The sequence below is a fragment of the Rheinheimera sp. genome (assembly GCF_036568245.1).
GTDB lineage: Bacteria > Pseudomonadota > Gammaproteobacteria > Enterobacterales > Alteromonadaceae > Alishewanella.
This window is the reverse complement of record NZ_DATCSY010000254.1, coordinates 1-2,488: the sequence shown is the minus strand read 5'-3', so window position 1 is coordinate 2,488 and position 2,488 is coordinate 1. Positions and strand designations below refer to the sequence as shown.

Genomic DNA, 2,488 nt, shown 5'->3' with positions numbered 1-2,488 from the left:
TTATAAAATAAAAAACCGCCTTCAGGCGGTTTTTTTATACTCGGTTATCAGCTTATTCTTCATCGCTGTCAGCTTCGATAATAACCGGGATAGGTTTCCCCATACTGGTCAGGATCTGCCGCACTTCTGTCGGAATTTGATGTGGGTTGTCTTTGCGTAAATCTTCATCGGCGGGCAGTGGCTGGCCGGTAAAGGCGTGTAAAAACGCTTCGCACAGCAATTCGCTGTTGGTCGCGTGTCGCAGGTTATTTACCTGGCGGCGTGTACGTTCATCGGTCAGTACCTTTAATACGTTCAGCGGAATAGATACGGTGATTTTTTTTACCAGTTCTGATTTTTTACCGTGTTCCGCGTACGGGTGAATATATTCCCCATTCCACTTAGCCATATGGTTACCTTGTATTTAGTCATTATGTTGTATTGCTTGCGCAAGTGCCGAAATTCTATCTTGTTATGCCGCTCAGTCAAATAGTGTGCAGTAAATAATCATTATAGACGGCTAAATGGTTTGACATCTTTATTTCTATCATTATACTTTTAGACGTCTAAACATCTAAATGAGGTTTCCCATGTCAAAGCGTCAAGCCGCGACCATTGCTGCCCGTGCCGGCATAGCCCAGGACACTGCTTTTAGCGCAGTGACGCCGCCACTGTATTTAACCTCAACCTATGAATTAAAAGCTTTTAAGCAGCCGGGCCAATACGATTATTCGCGTTCAAATAACCCGACAAGGGATTTACTGGCCGAAACCCTGGCTGAACTTGAAGGCGGCGCTAAAGCAATTGTTACCAGTACCGGTATGTCTGCCTGCTTACTTGCGCTGCAGTTGCTGACACCGGACGATACTCTGGTTATCCCGCATGATTGCTACGGCGGCAGCTATCGCCTGTTTACTAATCTGGCGCAGCGCAAACACGCTTTCAAATTAGTTATTGTTAACTTTCAGCAGCCTGGCTGGGCAGAGCAAATCCGGTCGACAGGGGCAAAGATGATTTGGCTGGAAACGCCATCAAACCCTTTGTTGCAAATTACCGATATTAAAGCTGTCTGTGAACTGGCAAGAAGTTTAGCGGCACTGGTGGTGGTCGATAACACCTTTTTATCGCCGCTATTGCAGCAACCGCTGGCGTTAGGGGCTGATATTGTTGTGCACTCAACTACCAAGTATATCAACGGCCACAGTGACATTGTTGGTGGTGTGCTGGTATGCAAAGAGCTGAAACTGGCGGATGAATTTAAGTGGTGGGCAAATTGCCTGGGGATCACAGGTGCACCTTTTGACTGCTATATGACGCTGCGCGGTTTACGAACGCTGGAGCCGCGTTTGCGTTTGCAGCAAGATAATACTGCCAAAATTGTGGCGTTTCTGCGCGAGCAGCCGCTGGTTGCCAGAGTGTATTATCCGGGGCTGCAAGATCATCCCGGTCATGCTATTGCTAAATCACAGCAAACTGGCTTTGGAGCTATGTGCAGTTTTGATCTTGCTGCGGATGTCAGTGTACTGCCGGTATTTTTTTCCGCGTTACGTCTTTTTACGCTTGCGCAGTCACTGGGGGGAATTGAAAGCCTGATTTGTCACCCCGGCAGTATGACGCATGCTTCTATGGACGCTGCTGCCCAGCAAACCGCTGGCATCGGCCCGACTTTAATCCGCCTGTCAGTTGGTATTGAGAATGTCGATGATCTGTTAACGGATTTACAGCAGGCGTTCAATGCAGTGGCCGGTGCTGTCGCAAACACGGCTAACCAGGCCGCGCCTGCTGCAGCAAACTCGGCCGATGAACAACAGCAGTTCCGGTTAAACCCGGCACTCAGTGCTTTCTGGTAGAAAAACATGCTTAAAAATGCAACTCAAACCCGGATAAATGTCGCTCAGGTCCATAAATTTGGCGGCAGCAGCTTAGCCAGTGCCGCCCGGTTTAGCGCCGTCGCCGATATTATTCAGCAGCAGGATCCACAACACCAACTGTGGGTTGTTGTCTCCGCACCGGGTGATACGACAGATGCTTTACTGCATATTATTGCCTGTGCCGACGATGCCGCCTGCCGCGACCAGGCGTTGTCTGCTTTACAAAAACAGTTGCAGCAGCTTATTACTGCGGCATTGCCTGCAGCTGACGCCACTGAAGTCAGCGTTAAACTGAAACACTGGTTGGCAGAGGTACCGGATGCGCTGGCACAGAAACGTTATAACGATGTACTGGCGATAGGCGAACGTTTATCTGCCACTTTGCTAAGTGCTGTATTGCAACAACGACAGCTGAATACTATAGCGCTGGATGCACGTGATTTTTTGCGTTTAAAGCAGCATCAGCCTGACGTTAATCAATCTGCCGCTTTGCTGGATGAGCTCATAGTCGCGGGGCATATTCATGTTGTGACCGGCTATATTGCGCGTGACGAAAAAGGCCGCAGTATTACCCTCGGCCGCAATGGCAGCGATTATTCGGCCACGCTGGTTGGTGCTTTGGTAAATGCTGCTGAAGT

2 protein-coding genes and 1 pseudogene are annotated in these 2,488 nt (G+C 49.1%); 2 read left to right on the top strand and 1 reads right to left on the bottom strand.

Annotation, left to right across the window (positions count from 1 at the left end; genetic code table 11):
* Window positions 1-52: 52 nt before the first annotated feature.
* On the bottom strand, window positions 53-388 hold the full coding sequence (gene metJ / locus VIN66_RS11645; RefSeq protein ID WP_027670223.1) for a met regulon transcriptional regulator MetJ: 336 nt from the start codon (window positions 386-388) through the stop codon (window positions 53-55).
* A gap of 181 nt (window positions 389-569) precedes the next feature.
* On the opposite strand from metJ, the gene metB reads away from it, so the two are divergent.
* Both metB and VIN66_RS11635 read left to right on the top strand, forming a co-directional pair.
* Entirely contained in the window at window positions 570-1,829 is a 1,260-nt protein-coding gene (gene metB / locus VIN66_RS11640) for a cystathionine gamma-synthase (protein ID WP_331924148.1), read from the top strand.
* 6 nt (window positions 1,830-1,835) lie between these two features.
* Window positions 1,836-2,488, top strand: a pseudogene (locus VIN66_RS11635) (homoserine dehydrogenase); the annotation flags it as partial.